Source organism: Cerasicoccus frondis, assembly GCA_031296915.1.
Classification (GTDB): domain Bacteria; phylum Verrucomicrobiota; class Verrucomicrobiia; order Opitutales; family Cerasicoccaceae; genus Cerasicoccus; species Cerasicoccus frondis.
Genome location: JAVDPC010000001.1, coordinates 159272 through 180519, shown reverse-complemented (window position 1 = coordinate 180519; position 21248 = coordinate 159272). Strand labels below are relative to the sequence as shown.

18 protein-coding genes are annotated in these 21248 nt (G+C 55.0%); 9 read left to right on the top strand and 9 right to left on the bottom strand.

Annotation, left to right across the window (positions count from 1 at the left end; all coding sequences use genetic code 11):
- Nucleotides 1-31: 31 nt before the first annotated feature.
- Together rpsI and rplM are read right to left on the bottom strand one after the other, a co-directional pair.
- On the bottom strand, nucleotides 32-433 hold the full coding sequence (gene rpsI, locus RBB63_RS00795) for a 30S ribosomal protein S9 (RefSeq protein WP_309380116.1): 402 nt from the start codon (nucleotides 431-433) through the stop codon (nucleotides 32-34).
- Nucleotides 434-447: 14 nt separating this feature from the next.
- Nucleotides 448-873, bottom strand: coding sequence for a 50S ribosomal protein L13 (gene rplM / locus RBB63_RS00790; RefSeq protein WP_309380114.1), 426 nt, complete (start codon nucleotides 871-873; stop codon nucleotides 448-450).
- Nucleotides 874-1213: 340 nt separating this feature from the next.
- Between rplM and RBB63_RS00785 the strand changes: the two genes are divergently transcribed.
- Complete coding sequence (locus tag RBB63_RS00785) at nucleotides 1214-4090, top strand: hypothetical protein (protein ID WP_309380112.1); 2877 nt, start codon at nucleotides 1214-1216, stop codon at nucleotides 4088-4090.
- Nucleotides 4091-4092: 2 nt separating this feature from the next.
- On the opposite strand, the gene RBB63_RS00780 is transcribed toward RBB63_RS00785, so the two are convergent.
- Entirely contained in the window at nucleotides 4093-4872 is a 780-nt protein-coding gene (locus RBB63_RS00780; RefSeq protein ID WP_309380110.1) for a hypothetical protein, read from the bottom strand.
- A 249-nt stretch (nucleotides 4873-5121) separates the two neighbouring features.
- Here RBB63_RS00780 and RBB63_RS00775 point away from each other — a divergent pair, with 249 nt between their 5' ends.
- Nucleotides 5122-6933 carry a phosphoenolpyruvate carboxykinase (GTP) gene (locus tag RBB63_RS00775; protein ID WP_309380108.1) on the top strand — a complete coding sequence of 604 codons (1812 nt, stop codon included), beginning with the start codon at nucleotides 5122-5124 and terminating at the stop codon, nucleotides 6931-6933.
- Nucleotides 6934-7035: 102 nt separating this feature from the next.
- Here RBB63_RS00775 and RBB63_RS00770 read toward each other — a convergent pair whose 3' ends face one another.
- The 6 genes from RBB63_RS00770 to RBB63_RS00745 form a co-directional block, all read right to left on the bottom strand.
- A complete protein-coding gene (locus RBB63_RS00770; RefSeq protein ID WP_309380107.1) occupies nucleotides 7036-7320 on the bottom strand; it encodes a hypothetical protein in 285 nt (94 codons plus the stop codon).
- 262 nt (nucleotides 7321-7582) lie between these two features.
- The gene (locus RBB63_RS00765) at nucleotides 7583-7984 is read right to left on the bottom strand and encodes a hypothetical protein (protein ID WP_309380105.1); all 402 of its coding nucleotides are present in this window, start codon (nucleotides 7982-7984) and stop codon (nucleotides 7583-7585) included.
- Between the two features lie 666 nt (nucleotides 7985-8650).
- A complete protein-coding gene (locus tag RBB63_RS00760) occupies nucleotides 8651-9583 on the bottom strand; it encodes an IS110 family transposase (RefSeq protein ID WP_309380103.1) in 933 nt (310 codons plus the stop codon).
- Between the two features lie 343 nt (nucleotides 9584-9926).
- Nucleotides 9927-10481: an AlkZ-related protein gene (locus RBB63_RS00755; RefSeq protein WP_309380101.1), complete on the bottom strand. Its 555-nt coding sequence runs from the start codon at nucleotides 10479-10481 to the stop codon at nucleotides 9927-9929.
- 21 nt (nucleotides 10482-10502) lie between these two features.
- Nucleotides 10503-11159: a DKNYY domain-containing protein gene (locus tag RBB63_RS00750; protein WP_309380099.1), complete on the bottom strand. Its 657-nt coding sequence runs from the start codon at nucleotides 11157-11159 to the stop codon at nucleotides 10503-10505.
- Nucleotides 11160-11309: 150 nt separating this feature from the next.
- Entirely contained in the window at nucleotides 11310-12146 is an 837-nt protein-coding gene (locus tag RBB63_RS00745) for a thymidylate synthase (protein ID WP_309380097.1), read from the bottom strand.
- Here RBB63_RS00745 and RBB63_RS00740 point away from each other — a divergent pair.
- From RBB63_RS00740 to RBB63_RS00710, 7 genes are all read left to right on the top strand, one after another.
- A complete protein-coding gene (locus RBB63_RS00740) occupies nucleotides 12145-12663 on the top strand; it encodes a hypothetical protein (protein WP_309380095.1) in 519 nt (172 codons plus the stop codon). The two genes, RBB63_RS00745 and RBB63_RS00740, sit on opposite strands and share 2 nt — an antisense overlap.
- Nucleotides 12664-12791: 128 nt before the next feature.
- On the top strand, nucleotides 12792-13460 hold the full coding sequence (locus RBB63_RS00735; protein WP_309380093.1) for a hypothetical protein: 669 nt from the start codon (nucleotides 12792-12794) through the stop codon (nucleotides 13458-13460).
- 38 nt (nucleotides 13461-13498) lie between these two features.
- On the top strand, nucleotides 13499-14512 hold the full coding sequence (locus RBB63_RS00730) for a hypothetical protein (protein ID WP_309380091.1): 1014 nt from the start codon (nucleotides 13499-13501) through the stop codon (nucleotides 14510-14512).
- A gap of 509 nt (nucleotides 14513-15021) precedes the next feature.
- Nucleotides 15022-15675, top strand: coding sequence for a cytochrome c3 family protein (locus RBB63_RS00725; protein ID WP_309380089.1), 654 nt, complete (start codon nucleotides 15022-15024; stop codon nucleotides 15673-15675).
- Nucleotides 15672-19190, top strand: a complete 3519-nt coding sequence (locus tag RBB63_RS00720) for a TAT-variant-translocated molybdopterin oxidoreductase (protein ID WP_309380087.1) — start codon at nucleotides 15672-15674, stop codon at nucleotides 19188-19190. Before RBB63_RS00725 ends, RBB63_RS00720 begins: the two co-directional genes overlap by 4 nt.
- Nucleotides 19191-19227: 37 nt before the next feature.
- On the top strand, nucleotides 19228-20712 hold the full coding sequence (gene nrfD / locus RBB63_RS00715; RefSeq protein ID WP_309380085.1) for an NrfD/PsrC family molybdoenzyme membrane anchor subunit: 1485 nt from the start codon (nucleotides 19228-19230) through the stop codon (nucleotides 20710-20712).
- Entirely contained in the window at nucleotides 20712-21248 is a 537-nt protein-coding gene (locus tag RBB63_RS00710; protein WP_309380083.1) for a DUF3341 domain-containing protein, read from the top strand. Before nrfD ends, RBB63_RS00710 begins: the two co-directional genes overlap by 1 nt.

Here is a 21248-nt window from a genome sequence, read left to right as displayed (position 1 = left end):
TCGAAAGTGAAGTAAACCTTCGCGGGTTGCGTTAGCGCTTGGAGAACTGGAAACGCTTGCGAGCGCCGGGTTGACCGGACTTCTTACGTTCCTTCATGCGCGGGTCACGGGTGATGAGACCAGCCTTCTTGAGGGTGGGGCGAAGCTCAGGATTGAACTTCTGGAGAGCGCGAGCGATGCCGTGCGCCATGGCGCCGGTTTGACCGGTCGGGCCGCCACCTTCTACGAGGATGACTACATCGAAGTCTGCCTTGGTCTCAGTGATGTCGAGGGGGCGTGCGACGCCGCGCTGCATCATCTCGGAGTAGCAGTAGTCTTCGAACTCACGGCCGTTGATGGTGATCTTGCCGCTGCCGCCCTGAATCAGGCGAACGCGTGCAGAGGAGGTCTTGCGACGGCCAACGGCGGTAAAAACTGTTTGAGTCTCGGTCATGGTAGGTAACTAAATTACTTGCTGAGCGGTTGCGGGTTTTGTGCAGCGTGCGGGTGCTCGGAACCAGCGTAAACTTTCAGCTTGCTCATCATGTGGCGAGCCAGCTTGTTGCGGGGGAGCATGCCCTTGACGGCATTTTCAATGAGGAAGGCTGGCTTCTTGGCGCGGAAGTGCGCAACATTGCGGCGGTATTCATTACCAACCCAGCCAGTGTGGAACATGTATTGTTTGTCCTCTTCCTTCTTGCCGGTCAGGACTACCTTCTCGGCATTGATGACCACTACATAGTCACCTGCATCGACGTGCGGCGTGAAGGTGGGCTTATGACGGCCGCGGATGATATTGGCGATCTCTACGGCGAGGCGGCCCAGGACTTTGCCCTCGGCGTCTACGAGCACCCACTTCTTGTCGGCGTCTGGTTTTGCTAAAGTTGTCTTCATCGAAAATAGGGAAAAGCGGAGAAAGTAGGCTAACCGGGCCCTCTGTCAACCACTTTTCTGATAGAATTTAGATTAATTTCAGCGTCCATGCGACTAGTCGTGAGCAGCCAGTGTTGGGCGCCTGATTGCGGAAGCGGCACACAGAAGGCAAATTGTGAATAACTTGCCAGCAAATTTTTTCATTAGTGGCGTTTTTTTCACCAAGAAGTAAATATGAGCGCTGTTATCTCTAAGGAAATGTAAAAGTTAGATCAGGCGCTGTCACACCTTGACCGACTGTAGGTGGGGGAATAATTGTCAGTGCCATCCAGATCTGCTGATTATGTGTTTTCGCTACTCCATGTTTCGCTCTCTGATGTTGGCCGTGCTCTTGGGCCAATCTTCAGCTTGGTCAAATCCGCCGCCGTCCGAGTGGCAAATCATTACTCCGGCTGGCGCGGGTGCGGTGACCGGCGGCGCATACTTTCCGTTGCAAAATGCTTTCGATGGCGAACCGACCTGGGATGGCGTTGCTGCGGAGGTTGGCGGGGCGGGCGGGGCTAACTCAGCGCCTGGCTACAACGACCGCTATGGCTACATTGATTTTGGGCCAGACTACGATGAGGTCCACATTATGGAGACGTGGACGCGCTACTGGACTTATTCCGGCGGCACGCACTTGGGCTACGTGCAGATGTGGTGGGACGATGATACCGACGCAGTCAATGATGACGGCGTGGTCGAAACGCGCCTCAATTTCAACAATGGCCAAGGCGTCCCCCACCTGAATGAAGTTCTCTGGTATCGTGATAAGCGGATCAACGATTTGGGCGGCGTTATCCCGCAGCGGCGGTACCTGATCATGCAGTTTTCTTCAGTCTACGATGGGCGGTCCTATGAGTATGCGATTGTCGGCTTTCTCTATGATGGGCTGGTTCCGCCGGAATATGCGGACCTGCCGCAGCTCACGCTGAACAATGACGAACTGGAGGAAAACGGTCCGTGGGAGCAGTTGGTGGGGACGTTGAGCTTGTCGGGCGGGGAAGTTGGCGAGACTTACACCGTGGAATTCGATAACTCCAGTGGCGACAATCAATACTTCCGCTTGGAGGGAATGGACCTCTGGGCCACGCGCTCCTTCGACTTTGAATCACAGGCGGGTTACAATCTGGATTTGCAAGTCGTGGACAGCGGGGGGGAAGTGACTGACATTCAGCTCGAAGTGCGTATTTTGGATCGCTCCGGAAAATGGGATACCAACGGTTATGCGGACGCCGAAGTTGCCGCTGCCTATCCCGAAGTGAACGAGGGCGATTTCATCATCTGGAGCGCCACGGATTCGAGCGGCCCGCATATCTATTATAATAGTGGCATTGCATTAACGCCGCCGAACAAGCTGCTCATCAAGGCTGGCATTTATAAAAAGATCAGCATCGATCTATCAGATGTGAACGGGACGAGCGCCAGCAATCGGGTGCCGATTACGAATTTTCTAGGGCAGGTTTATGCCAATCAGGTTGGGCTGCGTAATGGGCAGTTCTGGCGATTGACAGGGCAATACGATACCGCCAACGGCCTGGGCCATGAAGACTTCCCCGGCTGCGATACGGATGTCAGCTCGGTCGATTTCGGGTTCTCGCACCAGCGTTATGGTATTTGGGTGGCGAATGAGTGGGTCAATGAGAGCGATAGTTGCGTGTATGTGAATGGGCAGGCCTATGGCTGGGAGATTGATCACATCGAGGTGTCGGATGGCGGCTTTGCGGGCATGTTGCTCAAGCAGGACAGCGGTTCGTTCGACATGAACGAGGTCTACCTGCACCATCTATATATACACGACACCGGATCGGAAGGCATTTACCTGGGGTCCACGCAGGGTGACCCGCAGCATATGTTTCACGATTTGACGGTCGAAAATTGCCTCATCGTGCGGACCGGAACCGAGGCGATGCAACTCGGGCAGCTCGGTGCGAACTGTTTGATTCGCAACAATGTGCTCTGGGGCGCATTGGACTGGATGTCGCCGTTTCAGCGCTACCAGGACAACACCGCGCAAATCGGCACGCGGCAGGGCGGGGTGACGTTCCGTGGGAACGTGCTGCTAGCCTCGGCGGGTAACTTCTACAATGTGTCCAATGCCGCAAAGTCAGGCGTCACGCCAAATGGCGATCCGTTTCTCTTTGAAAACAATGTGCACTGGGCCAGCCGCAGTGGCAGCGGGGGGTATCAGTTTGCCAACACCGATGGCGTGACGCCTTGGATCTGGCGAGACAACTTCTTTGGCGGATTTGAATTTACCTACGACTTGGTGATTCCCTCGTCTTGGGATACGGGCAGCATACACCTGATTCCGACTGCGAGCGTCGATGTGACCGTGGAAAATACCGTTTACGACGACACGCGAAGCAGCGCCTATCTGCGTTGGGCCAGTGGCACGGCGAATATCATCGCGAGCAACAATGTGCAGAAAACGGTGCTGCCGCCAGCATTTCGTAATTTCCTGGGGTTGGGCGAGGTGGACGACTTTTTACGCTGGAGTCGTTGGTCGGCAACCATTGGTGAAGAGAATGGTTTTCCTGCCAGTGGCACCAACAAGGGCGATCCCATCACCTACGCGGTGGGCGACATCGTGCAGCACCATCAGAGTGGTGAAACGCGATTCTACCGTTGCTTGCAGGAGCATACCTTGCATGAGCCTGCCGCCGATGGCGATGCTTATTGGGAGCTGCTCACTTGGACGGACGGGGAGCGCACGCAATACATTCCGCCCGATGACGCGCGGCTAGCGGCGGGTAGTTTCTATGACCAACTGGGCATCGGACTCGGAGGCGAGTCGACCTATGACGCCGATAGCGATGGGCTGCCCGCGAGTTGGGAGCGGGAGTATGGCCTGAGCGATGCAAATGGAATTGCGAACTCGGGGCCCGATGGCGATCCCGATGGCGACGGTATGAGCAATTGGGATGAGTTCCTGTATGGCGCTGACCCGCTGAAGCCCGACTTGCCGCCTGCCATGGCGCTTCTATGGACCGGAGCAAGTTTCCAGGTCGATTGGACGCCGCCCAATGGTCGCTTGTGGAAACTGCAGATTAGCGAAAACCTCACGGGCTGGACCGACCTGACGGAGTTTGCGCAAGGCAGTCATGGCCCCATAAGCGAAACGGGACCCGTTTCCGGATCCCGTTTGTTAATTCGTGCGGTGGTTGAGGATGAGGCCGTTTTAGACCTGCTTCCGTAGCCTTAGCTGCCCGGCTGCTGAGGCGCGTTTTCCTGCGCGTAGCGGCCGACCGACTTGAATAAGGTGTCGAGGAAAGAGCCGACTGTCAGCACAAGCTGCTGCAGCTCGTCCTTGCTGAAGTAGACTTTCTCGCCTTCACGGAGGACTTTGCGCTGGTCGACGAGGCGCGCTTGGCCCGGTTGGCCTTCAGCGGGCGCCTGTAGGATTTCCACGGTCTTGAGGTCGAAGGCGAGTTCGCCGCTGTCATCAAGGTGGGCCTGTTGGATGATGCCGCTGTGCTGCATCATGGCCTGGATGGCAAAGCCGATCGAGATGATGGTGTCCTCCAGCTCGCAAAGGATGCCGTAATTTTCCTCAAGGGTGTTAAACTTGGCGTCGACTTGGGCCTGGGCAAATGCCTGCTGGGCCTGCTGCATGTTTTGCTGACCTTCCGGGGTTTGACCGAAGTCCTTCTGGGTCTTGATGGCGGCCAGGAACATGTGGAAATTGTTCAGGCCGGCAATGCAGAGGTTGATCATGTCGCCGAGGACATTGCGCATCATGATGTCGGCGGCAAAGGCCTGCATCTGCTCGAAATTCTGGTGCGCCGGGGGGGCGGGCATCATCTTGGTCGCGTGCGTGCGTGTATTGTAGGCCTCTTCTGTGACGCAATCGTGGGCAGCGAGATTGAAGGACAGCATGTCGTAGTGACGCTGCAATCCGCCCATCAATTGCTGGGCCATTTGTTGAAGATTGATCTGGCGGGGTTGACCGCCGGGTTGGTTGGGTTGCTCGGGATTCATGGTCGGAAAGATTTAACTACAGCGCCCGGTCACCGGGCGGGCAAGATTTTCTTCAGTGTTTGGCGGTTTACGATTGTGTGACGATATGGAGAGTTATTCGGAAAACAGTGATGAATGGATGGATGATTGGACAAATCTTATGAGCGCGCCTAATGGTGGCTAGTAGGGTATTTTTCGGAACTAAAGGTTGTTTCGCTGCGCGCTTTGATGCACGATAAGCTTTTCGAATCAAACCTAGCGTTCTTCATAATGTCACCCATCCTCGCGAACTCGGAACCCAAGACTAATCACAAGGCCCTGCTCAAGTGGGTCGATAAAATGATCGCCATGTGCCAGCCGGACAGTGTCCACTGGTGCACCGGATCGCAGGAGGAGGCGGATCAGCTTTTTGCCGAGATGATCGAGAAGGGGAGCTGCATTAAGCTCAACGAGGAGAAGCGCCCGAACAGCTACCTGTTCCGCTCCGATCCCCGCGACGTGGCGCGCGTCGAATCCCGCACGTTCATCTGCTCTTTTAACAAGCACGACGCCGGCCCCACCAACAATTGGGAAGAGCCGCGCAAGATGCGCCGCAAGATGAAGAAGCTGTTTGACGGCTGCATGAAGGGACGCACGATGTACGTGATCCCGTTCAGCATGGGCCCGATCGGCGGCAATATTTCACAGATCGGCGTGCAGGTGTCCGACTCGCCATATGTGGTGGTCAACATGCGCATCATGGCGCGCATGGGCGACGCCGCGCTCGAAGTGCTCGGCAAGGACGGCTTCTTCGTGCCGTGCTTGCACTCGGTGGGCATGCCGCTGGAGCCCGGCCAGAAGGACGTTGCCTGGCCCTGCGACCCGGACAACACCCACATTGTTCATTTCCCGGAGGAACGCACCATTGTTTCCTACGGCTCCGGCTACGGTGGCAACGCCTTGCTCGGCAAGAAGTGCTTTGCGCTCCGCATTGCGTCCACCATGGCGCGTGACGAAGGTTGGCTCGCCGAGCACATGCTGATCCTCGGCGTGGAAGAGCCCAACGGCAACAAAACCTACGTGACGGCGGCGTTCCCGAGCGCCTGTGGCAAAACGAATTTCGCGATGCTCATCCCGCCGGAAGGCATGAGCGACTACAAGGTGACCTGCGTCGGCGACGACATTGCCTGGCTCAAGCCTGGCCCCGACGGCCGCGTGTATGGCATCAACCCGGAGGCCGGCTTCTTTGGCGTGGCGCCCGGCACCTCGGCCGACACCAACCCGAACGCCATTGCCTCCTGCGCCAAGGACACGATCTTCACCAACGTGGCGTTGACCGACGACGGCGACATTTGGTGGGAGGGCATGACCAAGGAAAAGCCCGCGCACCTGATCGACTGGAAGGGCAAGGACTGGACGCCAGATTCGGACACGCCCGCTGCGCACCCGAACAGCCGGTTCACCGCGCCTGCCGCCAATTGCCCGGCCATTGATCCGGACTGGGAAAAGCCCGAAGGCGTGCCGATCAAGGCAATCATCTTTGGCGGCCGCCGCATGACGGATATTCCGCTCGTCTTCCAGTCCTTCAACTGGAGCCACGGCGTCTACCTCGGCGCCACGATGGGCAGCGAGCGCACCGCCGCCGCCGAAGGCAAGCAGGGCGAACTCCGCCGCGACCCGATGGCGATGTTGCCGTTCTGCGGTTACCACATGGGCGACTACTTCCGCCACTGGTTTAACTTCCAGAAGGGCCTCGACCAGACCCCGCGCATCTTCCACGTCAACTGGTTCCGCCGCGACGAAGACGGCAACTTCCTCTGGCCGGGCTACAGCGACAACATGCGCGTGCTCAAGTGGGTCGTCGACCGCTCCAGCGGCCAAAGCTTTGCCCAGGAAACGCCGCTTGGCTGGATGCCTCACTACGAGGACATCGACTGGCGCGGCATGGACTACAGCGAAGAGCAATTCAAGAAAGCGATGTCCTACGATCGCCAGCGCACCCGCATGTCCATCCTCCAGCACGAAGCGCTCTTCCTCCAGCTCTCCGACCACCTGCCCAAGGAGCTTATCTTCGAGCGCGAGCTGCTGATCAGCAGACTCTAAGCAACGGACTCACCGGATTGCGGAGCTAGTGCTCTGTGATCTGGTGGAACGTCGATGAGTGCTGGGACGGCGTTAGTCGTTCCTAGACACATCTGGTTAGAATCATTTACTTTTCCCCAAATCTAGAAACTTTCTGAACTCAAATTCAATATTTTTGAACTCTGAGTTGAGAGACTTTTTCAAATCCCCAATCTCTCTAGCAAGTCTTGAGCGTTCTTCACCAACCGGTAAATCTTTCATTTCGAATTGTTTAGTTTCTAAGTCTATTGCTCGCTCCCATATGGACTCTACTACTCGAGAAATTTTTTCATCAAAGAGAAAGCTTGCTCCCTGTATACCGGTCCGAAAATCAGCTTGAGCTTCCAATGTTGCTTTTCCTTCTCTCATGATTGAACCCAAGAACTCACTTACCGATTTAAATACAGCGAACCTTTTCTCGAAGAGCTCATGCCTCAATCGCAGTTTGTTTATTCGCATTTGTACTAATGCGATATAAACTCCTAGTAAGGCAATTACTGGAGTTACCAATGATAGCGATAGCTTAGTCCAATCCATTTATTTTTGATAACGTGGAGGTGATACGCGTAGGTCAGCGCGGAGCGATGGCCGGAGTTGTATGTGCCGCCTGGTTGGAAATATTCATTTTTTCCTATCGCACATCTTTGATGTTTGTTGGACTGACATCCATGTAAGGAAGGAAACGTTTTGAATAACCCTTCAGGAATACGAAGGAGCTAGGTGATCCGATCTTCTGAAAATGGTATGCTGCCCACTCTTCATTCATTCCCCAGTTTTCAATGGCTAGATCAATTTTTTCTTCATTCGTGAGGTTTAAGATTCTGACAAACGTATCATCGTAATCATCCCAATTTTTATGTTTTAGAACATCTTCGATATCGAGTTCGCCAATGTCGGTGAGCGACAAGATCGTGTATTCGCCATCTGTTTCGACCAAGAAGGTTTCTTTGTCAGATTTCGCTATTACTTGTGATTCTATCATTTTGATTCTTCCAACAGTATTTTTTAAGCGACGCGAACGTTCACTGAACAAGGGTGGTCTTGTTTCGGGTTATGCAGTGATAATAACAAAGGCGCCATGGATCGCGAGGCTTGTTGGAATGAGGGTTATGGGACGGGAGGGTTTAACACCGTTCCATCCAACGTGGTAAAGTACTTTACTGTTGTTTCCGGCAAAGATGACAAGAATGAAATATGAGTAACCGCAACAATTTAACACAGGATGCGGTTTCAAGTGCCTGTCGTGTCACCGCCAAAACCTACCCCGTGGTTCTGCCCCAACCCTCCCCATGGTTTAGGTGCGAACAAGCACTTGGTTGTGAGTAAACCCTTACTAGGCTTTGGTCGAAGCGTCGGCGACGCTCCCAGGAAGTGTCGGCGACACTTCGAGCTACAGTCGGCGACGCTGGGTCGCGCAGTCGGCGATACTTGGCCAGCTTTGGGGGCTTCTGGCGGGTCGACTTTTCATGCTGAAAGTATGCCGATCTTGTGCGCTGAAGGCGAACCAAAAAGGCGGAGTAAAAAGATTAAAGGTAAAAGGGGAGGCGGCTGGATTGCTTGGAGGGCTACGCTCCGTCGTAGCCGTTGTGGTAGAAGCGGCTTCCAGCCGCTTTGGTTTCAGTTGGATTGGGCAAAGCGGCAAGATGCCGCTTCTACGTTTGGTGAGGCAAACGCTGCGGAAGGACAGAGCAACTGTGTCTTAATCAAGGTCATAATTGATGTTTTTGACTATTGAGCTGAGGTGCAGGAGGAGCTTTCGCATGGCTGCGGTGATTGCGCATTGGAAGGGTTTGTTTCGCTCGTGCACCAAGCGACTGACATAAGCCTTGATGACGGGATTGTGGATGGCGGCGGTTCGAGCGGCCATGTAGAGACAGCGTCTGACTTTGGCTCGTCCGCCCTGGATGTAGCGCTTGCCTTGCTTCTTGCCGCTGTCGCGATTGTAGGGCGCTAGCCCTGCTAAGGCTGTGAGTGGGCCACGCTGCAGGAAACGTATTTCGCTCAGGTAGGCCAGGATGGTCCATGTGGTGACCGGGCCGACGCCGAGGACTGTTTGCATCGCCTTGGCTTCAAGGCGCATTTGCTGGTCAGCTTGGATGATGGTTTCAATGGCCTCGTCGACTTCGGCCAGTTGCTCTTTAAGCACGTCGATCATCGTCTGGATTTGGCGGGCGATGGGCGAGGCGGCCTTTTGCAGTCGGTTTTTCTCCCGTGTGAGCTGTTCACTTAGATGCGCCCGGCGATCCATCCAGCTGGCCAGTTCACGCTGGCTGGCCGAAGGCTCCGGTGTCGGATCCAAGCGCTTTTCCTCGGCAAACTTCAGGATCAAACGCGCATCAATCGGATCGCTTTTAGCTCGCAACCCTTCGCTCTGGGCAAAGCCGCGGAGACGCCTTGGGTTGAGCAGACAATGCGGGATGCCGCAGGATTGCAGCGCTTCGAGCAGGGGGCGCTCATAGCCGCCGGTGGCTTCCAGCGCCACGAGCGGGTTGGCCAAACGGGCAAGGCGTCCGGTGAGTTTTTTCAGAGACGCCGCATTGACGTCGACTTGCTCAGCGCCATCGGCGCTTTGCACTTGCAGGGTGTCCTTGGAGACATCGATGGCGATGTAGGTGTAGGCTTTGGTGGGCATGACTTTCAATCGGGCTTGTTGAGTTGAACTCGGCGTGCTAGCCTGTTCGGGCAACTGTTTGATATAGCGCCAAGTGGCCGAAGAGGATCACCGCTCCGTCATGAACTCCAAAGGTTCGAGCATCGCACCAGATCTCTCTAAGACCTGCTTCGGGACGGTTAGGCTCGTCCCGAAGCGCCTTGGCTGCTGCCAAGCATAAGCCCAGCAGACGCCATTTCGAGAGATTCCTCCGACGAGTTGTAAACTTACATTCTCGGAATCTCTCGAAAAATTGACGATACGTTGAACCTACAAGCGTCACCCCTCCTGCTCGGGTGGCACAGTTCCTGACTGCGGGTGCCTTTTAGGAGTCGGTTTGGAGCTCGGGGTAGGCTTCGACGATGTCGAGGTTTGCTTCGCTGAACAGTATCCAGGTGTCGCCGTCGCATTGCGGGTCCATGGAGCGGGCGATGTTCAGGCTGCTTTGGAGTTTCTTCAGGGAGGTGTCGAAGCGGCTCTTGGTGGTGTTGAATTCGGCAACGGCGTGTTTGCGCAGCGCGGTGGTGGTCCACGGCTCGATGCGCACGCATTCGTAGATTTGTTGGCAGAGCAGGGGAAGCTCGCTGACCGGCTTGAATGCCTGTGGGTAATGCGTGGTGCGCAGGTATTCGCGCTCCATGAGGACGGCGTCGCCGTTGGGCAGCTTGCCGTAGAATATCTCGTCGGGAAAGGTTTCCGGGATGCGCGTTTTCCAATCCCAGACGGCAACGACTCGCGGGCTCCATCCGCCGCCCTTGGGCTTATCGGCAGAGAGGTCGGTGTTGTCCCAGAGCGAAGGATGCGGAGACCCCTTGCTGCCAAACACCGTGACCACCTTATGCTTGAGCACAAACTCGGTCGCTTCTTCGAAGGTTTTCATGTTTTTAGACTGTTGTGGCAGTTATAGCCTATCTTGAAGGACTTTCTCACTATCGAGCATCTCTTGGTGATACTCTCTGTAATCTTTGAAGTAAGCTTCCTTTGTGCTGATTTGGTCTTGGTAATAGAAATTCAACTTATCCTTTGCCCAGAAACTATTATTCGGCCAAAGTGTCATGAACGATTGGGGATCGGCTTCCTTGATTATTCTGCTTAGATAAAATACTTTTTCGCGATCTTTGCTGAAGTGTTTCGAGAGCTTGTGCCACGTTTTAGCGTCTGCTCCATTCAAAGCATATCTCTCACGGAACACATTTTTATGGTCGCGGCCATAAGCGCCGTCGATGCTTACAAAGGTATCCCGATTTGCTCTCTTAACTATACAGGGCTTTCCGCTCGCAGAATTGCAGAACCATACTGAATTCTTATCCCTCCCGTAGCCTTTGTGGGAAATGGTGTTAAAGCCTGGGCCGTTGCAATAGATGCCAGAGTCGCAAGCTTCAAATGTCTCAGCATCGACTCCCTTTATTCGACCTTCGATGTAGAATACATCTAAACCATCAGTGGCGAATACTTCACTGAGAACCCGAAAGCTTTCGGCAGATACATTTCGAAGTTTGGAGCCCATGGCATAGACATGCTTTTCATCTATCGACCAAATGCGGCTTAGTTGTTTCATGTGCCTTAGGCTATTGCGCACAAATATTCTGGAAAGGTTAAATTATATTTTTCGATATCAATTTTAACACCTTCGTTGCCAGTTCGAATTACTTCGCGAATTGTGTGTGTTGGCCCCATGGTAAATCTCTCCGGTCCAGCCAGAGGCTGGTTAAACCGCGATGGGGGCTTTGATGCCTTTGTGGGGGTCGTAGCCGATGAGCTCGATGTCGTCGAAGTCGAAGTCTTCGAGCTTGGTGATGCTTGGGTTGAGCTTTACCTGGGGGAGGGGGCGCGTGTCGCGGGCGAGTTGTTTTTCCACTTGCTCGAAGTGGTTCTTATAGATGTGGAGGTCGCCGAAGGTGTGGATGAACTCCTTGGGCTGAAGGCCGGTTATCTGCGCGACCATGCAGGTGAGCAGGGCGTAGGAGGCGATGTTGAACGGGACGCCGAGGAAGAGGTCGGCGCTGCGCTGGTAGAGCTGGCAACTGAGACCGCCGTCTTCGGACACATAAAATTGGAATAGGGCGTGGCAGGGCGGGAGCGCCATTTTGCCTTCGCGGGCGTTGTCTTGCGGCGGGCGTGATTCGTCGGGCAGGTCGGCGGGGTTCCAGGCGCTGACAATGTGGCGGCGGGACTGCGGCTTTTTGCGGAGGCCTTCGACGAGCTCATCGAGCTGGTTGATGCGGCGTCCGTCGGCGGTTTGCCAATCGGTCCACTGAGCGCCGTAAACGCGGCCGAGGCTGCCGGTTTCGTCGGCCCACTCATCCCAGATGGAGACGCCGCGCTCCTGGAGCCACTTGACGTTGGTCTCGCCACGAAGGAACCAAAGCAGCTCGTATACAACGGACTTCCAGTGCACGCGCTTGGTGGTGACCATGGGGAAATCCGGCGAGAGCGAATACCGGGCCTGCGCGCCGAAAACGGATCGCGTGCCCACGCCGGTGCGGTCTCCGCGGTCTTCGCCGTTTTCCATTACGTGACGGAGCAGGTCCAAGTAAGTCTTCATGCGCTGCGACTATTTCGGGGCAGGGGCGGGGAGTCAAGTTTGGCGTGGACAAGAGGATGGGGACGGTGTTTGGCTGAATGTGATGGCACGTGTTGCGCAATATTTGGGGTTGCTGGTTGCTTTGCTGGCAGCCTTGTATTTTGGAGCATTTTTGGTGTTGGGGCACATGGCTTCGCGTTATCCAGCAGTGAATCGGTTTTACTCTGATTTTTACTATCCCATGCGCGAATGGAAGGAGCGCAGATACTTGGATGCGGTTTCTACGTATCGTGGGCAGTTTTATTTAGGTGAGGAATTTGGGAAAGGCAGTATTTCGACCGGACCAGGTAAAGGCGTGGGGTTTCTTGTGCCGGATGAGCTAGTGGACAAGGTTTACTCGATTGAAGAGCAGTCGACTGTCGAGGTGGAGATTGGAATGCAGTTAGATCGCGAGACGATTGGCGTTTATCATTATGAGCTCAGGGCAATTCGTGTAATGAGTGGCCCTGCTGGGCAAAAAGCGGCTCCTGGCGCTTAGTGAAAAATCGGTCAACGTGGTGCGTGCTCGTAAAAAGGGTTCTCAGATTTCGACTGATGTGATACACTAATGTGTTTATGACTTTTCACCGTGTGCATATCGTTTGGGCTGTAACTGTTCTTTTGTCCTTGGCGACGCTTGACGCCGCCCCGCGTCGGCTGGCCGACCTTGGTGGAACCAACAACCTGACAGACAAGAAGTTCGATGCTGGCAGCCTGTCTTCGCCACGCTCGGATGAGATGTTTGGCACGGACAAGGAGAAGGTGCGTTTTCAGGAGTGGCACGGGACGTATTCCAGCATTGGCGATAAGCGCATGAACAGCTTGCAGGGCCGAGGCGGAAAGGAATTCGCGACTTCGGAACTCTCCTATGACAATATTCCCCGCAAAGAGGCGCACATCACGTTGGATTCCGATGAGCGCAAAATGGCGAATGTGCAGAACTGGAACCGCTTGCGCGACAACGTGATGTCGCATAAATTTAGCGGCACGGAGCTGAATACGCCGGACGCCAAACATTTTTCGGAGATGGTGGATGAGGTTTCCCTGCGTGACATCAATCGCTACCAATTTTGGCAAAACAAGACGAGTGAAGGCATTCCAGTGCAGACCGCTGGTTCCACCGAGGGGCCACAACTCAGCTCCGAACAGCGCCGCGTGATGGCGCGCATTAAGGGCGACGAGACTGAGGTCGGTAGTTACCAGACGCTTGAAGGCCAGACAGTGAGCAAACAAACGGCTTCGTCCAAATCCCAGGCGAATGAGCCGGGCTTTTTCGAAAAGCTCTTTGACTGGTAGGGCTTGCCCCTCACTGAGTCTGGGCTTTTGATGCCTGAATGGCTGACCAGATTCCTGCTGCTGACCTGCCGTCCCATGTTACTTTTCCTCCGTACTGGGAGCATGTCGCGACCCATCGAGTAGGCCCATTCATCACCCGGGTCGTGCATCGCTTGCCAGATGGCTCGCTGCATGTGTGGTCTTCGAGGCGACACCGCAAACGCCGAGGCCCGGAGATGCATCCCAGCGAAAGTCCGTTGGCGCAGCGGGCAGATGGGCATCAGGTTGATCAGGTTAACCAAGCGGGGAGTCCGCATGCGTTGCGTTGGAAACTCTGGGGGTGGCGCTTGCGTAGTCTCTCCTGGTGGTTGGGCTGCATTTTTATCGTTGGCTCGCTTTGTTTCGTGGCGGGCACAGTGCCGATGGCTTATCCTGTGGTTTTGGATTGGTTGGGCATCAGGCCGTTTAACTACGCGCTGACTTGTTTCATTGGTTCGCTCTGGTTTACGATTGGCAGTTACTTGCTCTTGCTTGAGGCGCTGAATGCTGATCTTGACGCAACGGTGCAACTGAAGGCGCATGAGTTGGAGCGCTATGTAGAGCGAAAGCCGCAAGATCGGCGCGACCGGCGAATTCGCTGGATAGGCTTTGCGCCGAACCGACTGGATTTCTGGATTGCGTCCGTGCAATTGATCGGCGCCCTCACGTTTAACATCAACTGTGGGATGGGGCTGGTGGAAGGCATGAACTGGGTGTTTGCGGATATATTGGTTTGGACTCCCAGCACGGTGGCTTCGTGTTTTTTTGTGACTGCAAGTTATTTGGGACTGGTGGAGGTTTCCCACCGTAAGTGGGCGTGGCTCTGGTGGGACATAGCTTGGTGGATTAATTTTTTCAGCCTGCTTGGATCCTTTGGCTTTCTGACATCCAGCGTGGTTGGTTACTTTGGGCAAGGTCCGGTCGAACTTCCGCAGTGGTTTGGTAATTATTTCGCGTTAATGATGGGATCGTGGTTTTTTCTGTTTGGAACCTATTTGATGGTTCCTGAGTTGGTGATCGATGACGCGGGCTAAGTTTGATTGCGCATCGGCCAGTGAGTGTGAGTGTCGATTTCTTCAGCCAGCGTTGTGTGAATCCGATGGGGTTGGGCTGTAGCCCGTATTATAGAGGGTTTTTTAGGGCGCCTTGCACGGAATATTGGCATAGGGGAAGCGAGGCGTACTGAAGCACTTAAGCTAATACGCAGATCAACGATCGCTAATGAATGCCATCTTCTGCAATAAAGTGACGTTTTGCACTCATTTTGGGGTTGATTAGAAAAACGAATCCGCCTTCTATGCTTCCTTTCTTGCTCATGGCTGACTCGAATACGCATCGGAAAACCTTTTTACAGGCTCTTGTCGCGGCAGCGGCTGGTTTGTTTTTATTGCCCCGGAAATCGGGCGCAGCCCCTACGCGTGACCTAGCGTCGGCTGAACCCGAACGCGCGCGCTTCCCAGTGGAAGCTCGCAAAGCTCCTCGCGCAGTCGAGCGCATGAGCAGTTAGTCCGCGACTCTTTAGACGCAGATTCCGGTTCAAACAATGGCCAATATCTTTCCTAAATGGAGCAACACAGCGCCGATCAAAATAGTGATTTGCCTGTGCCTGGCAGTCGGCACCGTCGTGGCCGGCGTCACCTATTACGCAACGCCCAAGTATTTGCGCGTCGGTTATCAACCGATTCAGCCGGTGTCGTTCGAGCACTCGCTGCACGTTGATCAATTGGGGCTGGACTGCCGTTATTGCCATACCTTCGTGGACCGCTCGGAGCACTCAAATGTTCCAGCCGCATCTACTTGCATGAACTGCCACAGCCTCATCAAGACGGACAGCCCGAAGCTTGCGCCGATCCGCAACAGCTATGAGTCAGGCGAACCAGTGCCGTGGGTCAAGATACACCGCACGCCGGACTATGTATACTTTAACCACTCGGTGCACATCAACCGTGGCGTATCCTGTGTTCACTGCCACGGCCAGATCAACGAGATGGAGGAAGTTTACCACGCGAAGCCGCTCTCCATGTCCTTCTGCTTGGAGTGTCACCGCAATCCCGAAAACTTCATTCGTCCAGTCGACGAAGTCACTAACCTTAATTTCCGCTACGATAGCCGCGAGGAACAGATCGAGCAGGGCACGAAGTTCGTGCACGATTGGAAAGTTAACCCGCCACAGAGCTGTTCCGGTTGCCACCGATGAAGCGCAAATTCCACCATCCCGAGCCCACAGAACGCGAGCTGGCCGCGCCGAAATACTGGCGCAGCCCGGGCGAGCTGGCGAAAACACCCGAATTCCAGGAATGGCTCGAACGTGAGTTTCCTGAAGGCGCCACTGAGGCCAACGAAACAGATCGCCGCAGCTTCCTGAAGCTGATGGGCGCATCCGCTGGTCTTGCAGGCATTGGCCTTGCCGGTTGCCGCATGCCCACGCGCCACATCCTGCCGTATTCCAAGCAGCCTGAGCTGATGGTGCCCGGCGTGCCGATGTATTATGCGTCATCGTACCCCGGTTCGGCAGAGAATATTCCGTTGGTCGTAGAGACCAATGACGCCCGTCCCACCAAGATCGAAGGCAACCCTTCTGATCCTGGTTATGGCGGTGGATCAGACTCCTATGCCCAGGCCAGTGTGCTGGATCTTTACGATCCTGATCGGGTGCAAAAGTCTTTCGCCAAGGGTGGTAAGCCGATCGATCAGGCCCGTGTCCGTTCCATGCTAGCCGAGCTGCAAAAGAAGTATGCTGCGGCGAAAGGCAAGGGGCTTGCGGTTCTTGCTCGTCCATCCACTTCTGACACCCGTCGCCGCTTGGTGGCTTCGCTGAAGAAGCAATTCCCGGAAGCAGTCTGGGCTGAATACGAGCCAGTCGACACCTCGGCGCCAATCCGCGCCATGGCCAAGGTCATGGGACAGCCAGCGCGTCCATTCTACCAGCTCGACAAGGCGAAGCGCATTCTCGCGCTGGATAGCGATTTCCTCTCCACCGAGCCCGGTCAATTGCACTACAGCAAGGGTTTCGGCAAGAGCCGGAAGGTGACAAATTCTTCCGAAGCCGACCAGATGAACCGCCTCTATGCGGTTGAATCCAATTTCTCGCTAACTGGTGGTATGGCTGACCACCGTCTGCGCGCCGCTACCGCTCATATTCCGGCCTTCACTGCCGCGATCGCGGCTGAGCTGATGAGCCAAACCGGCGGCAGCAGCGCAATCGTCGCCAAGCTCAAGGACCAAGCCAAGGGCATTTCAGGCAACGAAAAGTGGATCAAGGAATGCGTCGCTGACTTGGCGGAGCATAAGGGTGAGTCACTGATCATCGCCGGACCGCATCTTCCTGAGGAAGTGCACGTTCTCGTCTATGCGATGAACGAAGCCCTTGGCGCCGATGGACACACGATCAAGTACATCGAGCAGCCTGAGTTGGTGGATGCGGGCATCGCCGACATCGTTGACGGGCTGAACGGCAAGTCCATCGAGACTTTGGTTATTTTGGGCGGTAATCCTGTTTATGACGCACCGGCGGATTTGAAGTTCGGCGAAGCGCTCAAGAACGCGGAAAACGTCATTCGCCATGGCTATTACGACGACGAAACGTCCGAGGCGTCCTCTGTTACCATCGCCGCCAATCACTACCTTGAAAGCTGGGGGGACGGGCGCGCCATTTGCGGTGACTACCTGCCGGTGCAGCCGATGATCCTTCCCCTGTTTGACGGGTTCTCGGAAGTCGAAGTCATTGCGCTCATGCAAGGTATCGATCCGGCAGGCGAGGGGTATGATCTCGTCAAGGAGACCTTTAGCCTAGTCACCGGAAAGACCGACACCATTACTTTCGAAAAGTGGCTCGCTGAAGGCGTTTGGTTGGATGCGCGTTATTCGACAGTAGGCGCAACTTCAGCTGGCAAAAAAGCTCTGGAGCTTGTTTCTGCCGCAACGATTTCGACGCCTGCTGTTACCGCAGAAGCGCTTGAGGTCCGCATCATTCCCAGCACGCATGCCTATGACGGCAGCTTCAACAACAATGGTTGGCTGATGGAGTGTCCGGATCCGATGACCAAGCTTACTTGGGACAACGCGATCATTATCAGCCCAAAGCTGGCGAAGAAGCATGGTATTTTGCCTCAGCAAACGTTGTTGAGTGATCCGCCCGCGCTCTTGGCGAAGCAGGCCATTAAGCCGAATGCCAACGACTTTAAAATCGGCAAGGAGCAAGCCCGTCTTGGCACGCTCGAGGTCGGCGGCCAAAAAGTTACTGGACCAATTCATGTGCTGCCCGGCTTGGCAGACAATACGGTGGTCGTATCCCTCGGCTTTGGCCGCAAGAAGACTGGTCGCATCGGCACAGATGTTTTTGCGCCGAACGTTGGCAAGGGCATTGGCTTTGACGCGTATCCGCTGACCACTACAGGTTCGATGGGACTGGCGACTGGCGTGAAAATCAGCGTCACTGACGAGCGTTACCAACTTGCGAACACCCAGGAACACTGGTCGATGGAAGGCCGCGCGATTATCCGCGAAGCCAACAACACCGAATACCAGGAAGATCCGGAATTCGTCAATAAGCTGGGGATGGAGTCTCACTCGCCGCCAGTTTATGGCACGGCGCGTAAGGATTCGCTTGCCGAAAAGGCGCTCGATATTCCACGTGGCGGCTCTCTCTACAAGACACCTGATTTCGGCAAACCAGCCCCCAATGTGGACGTCTGGAATTCGGAAGAAGGGCTTAAGCAATTTAAATCTCCACAGCAGTGGGGGATGAACATTGACCTCAACACCTGCACGGCTTGCAACGCTTGCGTTATCGCATGCCAATCGGAGAATAACATTCCGATCGTGGGTAAGGATCAGGTGCTCCGCGGCCGCGAAATGCACTGGATTCGTTTGGATCGTTACTTTGCGTCGGACCCAAGCTTGCCGAATACTGAGCTGCCGGAAGATCCCCAGGTCAATTTCATGAGCATGTCCTGCCAGCATTGTGAGCTGGCGCCATGTGAATCGGTTTGCCCGGTTAATGCAACGGTTCACGACGAGCAGGGGCTTAACACCATGGCATACAATCGCTGCGTTGGCACGCGATACTGCGCAAACAACTGCCCATATAAGGTCCGCCGCTTCAACTTCTTTGATTACAACAAGCGCGAGCGCAACAGCCTCTACGCTGGCCCACTTGGTCCCAACAAGTATAAGACTGAAGCCAGCCAACTGACGCGCATGCAGAAGAATCCGAACGTCACTGTCCGCATGCGCGGTGTGATGGAAAAGTGCACTTACTGCGTTCAGCGTATCGAATCGGCGAAGATTAACCAGCTCAACAAGGCTAAAGATTCATCCGACACCCACGTGCCGGATGGAACGATCAAGGTGGCCTGTCAGCAGGTTTGCCCGACCGACGCGATTACTTTTGGCGACATCAGCGACCCGAACAGCGCCGTTTCGAAGGCGAAGGAGTCAGACCGCAATTACGCGGTGCTCGGCTACCTGAACATTCGTCCGCGCACCACATACTTGGCCAAGCTGCGCAATCCGAATCCGAAGATGCCGAAGGCTGGCAAGCCGCTTTCGCGCCAGGAATACGATTACAAGAGTGGTCACGGTGCAGATCATGGCAGCCATGACAGTCACGACTCTCATGCAACCGAAGGCGGACACGATTCGCATGGCGATTCACACGCCCCGGCAGCCGAGTCTCACGACAGCCACAGCCACGAAGAACACACTCACTAACTCTTTCTAACCTGAAACCTTTACATCTGACCAAACCATGTCCGATTCCACCGCAGAATTGACCCTCAGCCCCGAAGCCGCGCGCCGTCGCGACGAGGTGCTGGCGAAGGTCAAGCCGGTCGAAGTGCCACGCCCCGAGCTGGTCACCGGCGATCGCGACTTCCATTGGGTCACCGAAAAGATTTGTGGCATTCCTGAGTCCAAAACCCCTCGCTGGTGGTGGATCATGTTTACGATTGCTGCAATGATGGCGACCTTCACCCTGTTCGGCTTGACATGGCTTGTGTCTTCCGGCGTCGGTGTTTGGGGTTTGGCCAATCCGGTTAACTGGGGTTGGGCGATTGTGAACTTCGTGTTCTGGATCGGTATCGGCCACGCTGGCACGCTGATCTCCGCTATTCTTTGTCTCTTGCGTCAAAAATGGCGCACATCGATTAACCGCGCTGCGGAAGCGATGACCATTTTCGCGGTGGTTTGCGCAGGTTTGTTCCCGCTCTTTCACGTTGGTCGTGTTTGGTTTGCCTGGTGGCTCTTCCCGCTGCCGAATAGTAACTGGATCTGGCCGCAGTTCCGCTCTCCGCTGGAATGGGACGTGTTTGCGGTTTCCACTTACGGAACGGTTTCGGTGCTCTTCTGGTACATGGGCTTGATCCCTGACCTCGGCACCATGCGTGACCGCGCCTTAAAGGGCGGACGTAAGATCAAGGCGCTGGCCTACGGCTTGTTCGCCATGGGATGGCGCAACAGCAACCGCCACTGGCGTAACTATGAAATGGCCTACTTGCTGCTGGCCGGTCTTTCGACGCCGCTCGTGCTCTCCGTGCACACCATCGTTTCGTTCGACTTCGCGGCTGCGAATTTGCCCGGTTGGCACACCACGATTTTCCCTCCATACTTCGTTGCGGGTGCTATTTTCTCCGGCTTCGGTATGGTGCTGACCCTGATGCTTCCAGTGCGCGCCATCTATGGTTTGCACGACCTGATTACGCAGTACCACATTGACTGCATGTGTAAGATCATCCTGGCGACTGGCTCCATGGTGGGTTACGCATACTCGATGGAGTTCTTCATCGCCTGGTATGGTGCGAACAACTTCGAAGTCTTTGCCTTCGTCAACCGCGCATTTGGTCAATATGCCTGGGCTTACTGGATCATGATCGGCTGTAACGTGATCTCGCCTCAGCTCTTCTGGTTCAAGAAGATCCGCGAAAACACCTGGCTGGTCTGGATCATTTGCGGATTTGTGAACGTGGGTATGTGGTTTGAGCGTTTTGTGATCACCGTTACCTCGTTGGCCAATGACTTCCTGCCGTCCAGCTGGGGTTACTACTCGCCCACCATCGTTGATATCTTTACGTTCTTTGGGACATTCGGACTGTTCTCGGTTCTGTTCCTCTTGTTCCTGCGCTTCCTGCCTATGATGCCCATGGGTGAAATCAAGGCGGTGATGAAGCAGGGCGATGGACACGGCCATGGAACTGGAACTCAAGGTCAAGGTTACGCGGAAGGAGGCCACCATTAATGAGCTCTAAAGCCACATATGCTCTGCTGGCCACGTTCAGCAAGACACCCGAATTTTTCACCGCAACCGCGAAAGTTCGCGATGCTGGATTCAAGAAATGGGACACGTTCACACCGTTCCCAGTGCACGGACTTGACGACCAGATGGGAGTTGGGCGTTCGAAAGTGCCTATTTTTACCCTGTGCGGCGGTCTCTTCGGCTTCTGCCTGGGCATGCTGATTACTTTCTACATGAACGGTTTTGACTACCCGCTGATCGTGGGCGGCAAGCCATACTGGAGCCCTGTGTTCCCGTTCCCCGTCATGTATGAGCTCACTATTCTCAATGCGGCGTTTGGCACGCTGGGCGGCATGTTCATCATGAACTTGCTACCCCGTCACAATCACCCGTTGTTTGAGTTTGAGGACTTCATTAAGTCCGGGGATGATACCTTCTTCATCGTAATCGAAAAGGCGGATCCGCAGTTCGATCTCGATAAAACCAAAGCTTTTCTAACTGAAATCGGGGCCGAAGAGGTCCACGTCGTCGAAGCTTAA